Genomic DNA, 6,010 nt, shown 5'->3' on the forward strand with positions numbered 1-6,010 from the left:
ATGGGCATCTGATAAGTCGGTTAAGTACATGGTTTTAAAGTTTTATCACTTCAAAGAACGTAACACTAAACTTCTTTTAGATGCCCTTATTATTTTTTTTCGCTTATTTTTAAACAGGCTCTTATATAAATTTATCAATTTAGGGTAATAAATTCCCGGAATTGATAAATCTTGGAATAAAATACTTGGAATAAAATACTTGGAATATTATACAGGCTTAAATATATTTGCCCTCTATAAACTATAAATGAAAAATATACTTTCTATATTTTGTATTACTTGTTCAATTTTCGTTTTTTCACAAGAGAAAAAGAATGATTCTATCAATATGATAGTAAAGAAAGAAATACAAGAAGTTGAAATAACGGCTAAAAAAAAGCTTGTAGAAAGAAAAATAGACAGGTTGGTTTTTAATGTTGCGAATTCTACTTCGGCAGCGGGAGGAGATGCCATGGATGCATTAAGAGTAACCCCCGGTGTAAAAGTAATGAACGAGAAAATATCAGTCATTGGCAAAAACGGAATATCTATACTGATAGATGGTAAGATCGTGCAGCTCTCTGGGGATGATCTGGCAAATTTCTTAAAAACCATTCCATCTGATCATATCAAAAGTATAGAAGTAATTACCACCCCACCCGCTAAATATGACGCACAAGGAAATGGAGGACTTATTAATATTGTACTCAAAAAAACTAAAAAGAATAGTTGGAATACTACTGTGAGATCATCTTATAAACAAGCGACTTATCCAGCAGGAAACCTTGGGGCAGATTTTAGTTTTCAAAAAAATAAAGTATCTCTGTTCTCTTCTATCAATACCGGAGATGGAATTAAGAAAAATATAGACAACAGCCGCTTTTATTATCCGGCAGAAAGATGGGAAAATAAAAATCCCCGAAAAATTCAGAATAAATTTCTATCTGCAAGCTTGGGACTTGATTATAATCTTACCAATAAGCTTTCAGCAGGATTTCAATATTTAGGAAGTTTTTCCGAAATGAGGATTAAGGAAAATAATACGGCATCCTATCTCTATGATGCTCAGGATTATTTAAAATCATATATCACTTCAAAGGCAAAAAGTTATGAAAAGCCAAATTTAAATCAATTTAATTTTCATACTGTATATCAATTAGATTCTTTAAGGAAAAAAATATCTTTTGATATAGCTTATTTTTCATTAAAGGATAAAAACATCCGAGATTATAATGGTAATTCTTGGAATCATCATGATGTATCACAATCTTACTTTGCAGCAATAAACAATAACACTCAAAATATTACAAACTACTCAGGAAAAATAGATGTTGAGTTTCCATTAGAATGGGCAAAACTTACATTTGGAGGTAAAGTTTATCAGTCTAATACCAATAACAATCTTATTTTTTATGACAATAGTTCTGGTGTACCTGTTATAGATATAAATCAAACCAATGAATTTGATTTTACAGAAAACACACAAGCTTTATATTTTTCAACAAACAGAAAATTCGGGGATAGATGGGAAGCCAATGTAGGGCTACGGGCTGAGAATACCCAGATAAAAAGTTATTCTAAAAACCTTGACCAGAAAAATAACAATACCTATTTTCAACTTTTTCCTACGGCCTATCTTGCTTATAAACTAAACGATAAACACTCATTTAATCTCACATACAGCAGGAGAATTAACAGGCCAAACTATGACCAGGTGAATCCTTTTAGAATATATCATAACCCCTATTCATACGTAGAAGGTAATCCTTTCCTAAAGCCTTCTTATACAAGTAATTTCGAGTTTATATATATATTTGATAATCTGGAATCCAAAATATACTACTCTTATGAAAAAAATGGTTTTGAGCAACTGGGGATATTAGATAGCAATACAAAAATCACGCGTTACTTTGTTTTAAACTTCCTTAAAACCTATGATATTGGCCTTACGGAGAACATCTCTTTTAATCCTTTAAATTTTTGGACAATAACCAATACATTTGATGTCAATTATACCAAATCTACATCAGAGATTCCTGTAACCTTAGGTTCACTAAATGGCTGGAATACCTATCTTTCTACAGATAATGAATTTTCTTTAAACCCACAAAAAAACTTATCTTTTAATATAGGATACTGGATAAGTTTTCCCGGGGTAAGCGGAGTGTATAAAGTGGGGACTAATCAATCCTTATATGCAGGGCTTAGATTTTTAATGTTAGAAAAAAAATTACAACTTTCGATTATTGCAAATGATATTTTAAAAACACAAAAAGCTATTTATACTACTTATTCAAATGGGATAAAATCTACATATCGTAATTACTATGATACACAATATTGCACAGTATCGTTATTATATAAATTTGGTAACCAAAAGCTTAATGTTGCAAAGCATGATTTTGGTAATCAGGAAGAAAAAAACAGAACCGGAAAATAAATTTGAATTATTTTGCTTTTTGTAAGTGTACAGTACGAGAAGACAATAATAAATAGCTAGCAAAGGATTATATAACAAAACAAACGATTAATCAAAACCTTTTGTGTACTTAGAGATTAGAAAGGAAAAAAGATTGTTTTATATGGTTAAGAAGCACTATACGTATTTAACTTATTGTTAGTTATTTAAATATATTACTACAGCTAAGCAAATTAGGATGCCAAAATATCTGATCTGGATTTGCTGGTGCTTAATATTACTGCAGAGTATGGGTTAATTAATTCTGAATTACATTTATTTAGGGGGGAGGAACGGATTTATAAGGCGAAATTTAAAGAAGTATATACAATAGCAGAAAAGAAAACCTTTCCGCTACATAATAAGAGAGGTGTAATCTATAAATATTTGGATTACAAACTGTTGAGATTTATAAAATAAGCTGGGCAAAACGTTTATCAATTTGTTCTACGGTCTATGAAATAGGGTATTTTGTCTTTAATAGAGGTTTAAGTGGTTTGAAAGTTAATTTGTCCTCCTTAGGTAATTCAGGTGTTATTCCAATTCGAGATAAAAAGGCTTGATATTGTACTGAATTAGGCGGTTTAAAATAGATTTTTTTATTTAAAAAAATCTATTTTTGTAGCATGTCAAATCAACTAGGGAACTTACTTACACTAAATACTTTTGGAGAGAGTCATGGGATAGCTTATGGAGGGGTTGTTAACAATTTTCCAGCCGGACTTCTTATCGATTTTGAGGCCATACAGCATCAGTTGGATCGTAGGAAACCCGGGCAATCTGCTATTGTAACACAGCGTAAGGAAAGCGATAAGGTAAAATTTTTATCCGGTATTTTTGAAGGCAGAAGCACTGGTGCTCCTATAGGTTTTATCATCGAAAATGAGAACCAGAAGTCTAGGGATTATGATCATTTAGCTCAGGCTTATCGTCCGTCACATGCAGATTATACTTATGATCAGAAATTTGGTTTTCGGGACCATCGTGGTGGTGGGAAATCATCTGCACGGGAAACAATTAACTGGGTGGCAGCAGGATCTCTGGCGAAACAATTGTTAGGTGGTATAGAAATTCAAGCCTATGTTTCTTCGGTTGGGGATATTTTTTGTGATATGCCCTATCAGGAATTAGATTTGAGAAAAATAGATGATAATATCGTCCGTTGTCCTGATGAGGAGACAGCTCTTAAAATGATTGATAGAATTAAAGAGGTTAAAAAGCAGGGTAATACCATAGGTGGGAGTATTACCTGTGTGGTAAAAAATGTACCTGCTGGTTGGGGAGAGCCGGTTTTTGGGAAGCTTCAGGCAGAATTGGGCAAAGCCATGCTCAATATTAATGCGTGTAAGGGATTTGAATACGGTTCTGGATTTTCTGGGGCAGAAATGTTGGGAAGTGAACATAATGATTTATTTAATGAGAACGGAACTACTCAAACCAATCTTTCGGGGGGCATACAAGGAGGCATATCCAATGGGATGGATATTTATTTTCGGGTAGCGTTTAAACCAGTGGCTACCATTTTGCGTCCTCAGGAAAGTATAGATAAGGAGGGTAAAAGGCTAACGGTTGAAGGAAAAGGCCGCCATGATCCGTGTGTTTTACCCCGGGCAATCCCCGTGGTAGAAGCATTGACCGCATTTGTGCTGGCAGATATGATGTTAATCCATAAAACGAGAAAATTATAATTATATGGATATAAAAAAATTTTGGCAACAATCCGTAACTTTTGACGAATATCTTAAAAATGCAGAAGAAAGGCTTCAAAAACCTAAAAATCAACAGGATGTTGACTTTAAAGATTATTATAAATTAGGACTCCAGCGAATGCATAGGATGCTGGAGAAATACTGTCCCGACGAACAGCAATTACAAGAGCTTAGGCGTAAAAACTTTAAAGGTAAAATATTAGTGATTTGCGAAGCATGGTGTGGAGACGGGAGCCAAGCCCTACCTGTGGTGGAAAAATTTTTTAAAGATTACGAAGTCCGAGTTTCCTATCGAGATCAAGAGCCTTCACTAATAGATTCTTTTTTAAGCAATGGAGGTAAGTCAATTCCCGTTATTATCTTTTTAGATGAAGATTTTAAAGTACTAAACCACTGGGGACCTAGGCCTGCCTATGGAATAAGCCTTCTGAATAAGCATAAAAATGATCCCGAGGCCTATCCGAAAGATGATTTTTATAGAGATTTACAAGCCTATTATGCCAAAAATAAAGGGTATGATACGATTGAAGAATTATTAACGCTGATCTAGTTTATGAAAAATTCAAAAAAAAAAATATGGATATTTTTAGGGGCGGTGGTGGTTATTTTAATTTTACTGCTTCCAGGTTTGAGAAGCTTTTTAAAAGACCAATTAATGATGAAACCGGCTATAGAAAAACTTAATAACGAAATTACGGTCACCGATTCGGAGTACGATATCCAACTAAAAGGCATTAACACCCCTGATGCGAATCTTAAAGATTTTCAAGGGAAAGTGTTATTTCTAAATTTTTGGGGGACCTGGTGTCCGCCATGTAGACACGAATGGCCCAGTATTCAAAAATTATATGGATTGAAAAAAGACAAAATGCAGTTTGTACTTATAGCCATGCAGGACCAAGAAGCAGATATTCTTAAGTTTCTCAAAGAGGAGAATTATACCGTACCTGTTTACATAGCCCAAAGTCTGCTTCCTGAAAAATTCCTGGTAAAAATTTTCCCTTCTACTTTTATCATTGATAAGAAGGGAAGGATTCTAAAAAAAGAGGAAGGAGCTGAGGATTGGAGTTCAGCTTCCAACCAGACATTTATTGATACCATAGTCCAATAAAAAGCGCATATGGATGAGGTTTTCTTTTCTTTTCTTTATCTTTGATAAAACAATAAAAAGATACAAATGGCATCAAAAATCAAATTAATAAAAGAAGTATTTCGGTACAAAGATTTTATAAAGAGAATGCCGGATTTAGTGAGAATGGTGAAACGCATATCCAAGGGGGAATACAAGCCTAAGATCAGAAGTTTTATCCTGCCAGCACTAGCGATTTTATATGTACTATCACCAATTGATATTATTCCCGATTGGATTCCTGTTATAGGAGCAATGGATGATATAGCAGTATTATCCTTAGCCATTCCTGCACTGATAAGGGAATTAGAAAAATTTTTAATCTGGGAAAAAGAGCGAAATAGTGGAATAAAAACTATAGAAGTGAATAGTGACTAAAAAAACAATAACTAGAAAAAAGGCGCCTATACATAAAGGTGCATTTATGGTCGGAAGATTTTTCTTCCGACTTTTTATTGTCTTATAAAAAACATTTTAGCCTCTATATTGACAAGTATCGACAGGATATGAGGTCGTTTTTTTGTAAAATATCACCTTCAGGTGTACAGTTTTTTTATAGCTCACAAATTCGCTTCCGAAGAAGAGCCTTTTTTGGAGGTTATCAAGGGTATTGCTAAATTAGGATAGTTTTTTTATCTTTACTAAAGAAAAACAATGGATAGTCCAAAATGTCATGAGTCTGAAAAAGTAAAAGACGGTATCGTCAGTAATCTTGAAAGATACAAATGTAAAAAT

General features: G+C 33.5%; 5 protein-coding genes and 1 pseudogene. All 6 read left to right on the top strand.

Annotated elements, in window-relative coordinates; translation table 11 throughout:
- The first annotated feature begins 328 nt into the window (after nt 1–328).
- Nucleotides 329–2,419 carry a TonB-dependent receptor domain-containing protein gene (locus GNY06_RS03070; RefSeq protein ID WP_166518754.1) on the top strand — a complete coding sequence of 697 codons (2,091 nt, stop codon included), beginning with the start codon at nt 329–331 and terminating at the stop codon, nt 2,417–2,419.
- Nucleotides 2,420–2,609: 190 nt separating this feature from the next.
- Nucleotides 2,610–2,722: pseudogene (locus GNY06_RS15500) on the top strand (IS982 family transposase); the annotation flags it as partial.
- Between the two features lie 341 nt (nt 2,723–3,063).
- Nucleotides 3,064–4,125, top strand: coding sequence for a chorismate synthase (aroC, locus tag GNY06_RS03075; RefSeq protein ID WP_166518755.1), 1,062 nt, complete (start codon nt 3,064–3,066; stop codon nt 4,123–4,125).
- A gap of 4 nt (nt 4,126–4,129) precedes the next feature.
- The gene (locus GNY06_RS03080; protein ID WP_166518756.1) at nt 4,130–4,696 is read left to right on the top strand and encodes a thioredoxin family protein; all 567 of its coding nucleotides are present in this window, start codon (nt 4,130–4,132) and stop codon (nt 4,694–4,696) included.
- Nucleotides 4,697–4,699: 3 nt separating this feature from the next.
- Nucleotides 4,700–5,257 carry a TlpA family protein disulfide reductase gene (locus tag GNY06_RS03085; protein WP_166518757.1) on the top strand — a complete coding sequence of 186 codons (558 nt, stop codon included), beginning with the start codon at nt 4,700–4,702 and terminating at the stop codon, nt 5,255–5,257.
- A gap of 66 nt (nt 5,258–5,323) precedes the next feature.
- Nucleotides 5,324–5,653 (top strand): YkvA family protein, encoded by a 330-nt coding sequence (locus tag GNY06_RS03090; RefSeq protein ID WP_166518758.1) that lies wholly within the window; start codon nt 5,324–5,326, stop codon nt 5,651–5,653.
- Nucleotides 5,654–6,010 lie beyond the last annotated feature (357 nt).

Origin of the sequence: Elizabethkingia argenteiflava, assembly GCF_009904105.1 — a bacterium.
Classification (GTDB): domain Bacteria; phylum Bacteroidota; class Bacteroidia; order Flavobacteriales; family Weeksellaceae; genus Elizabethkingia; species Elizabethkingia argenteiflava.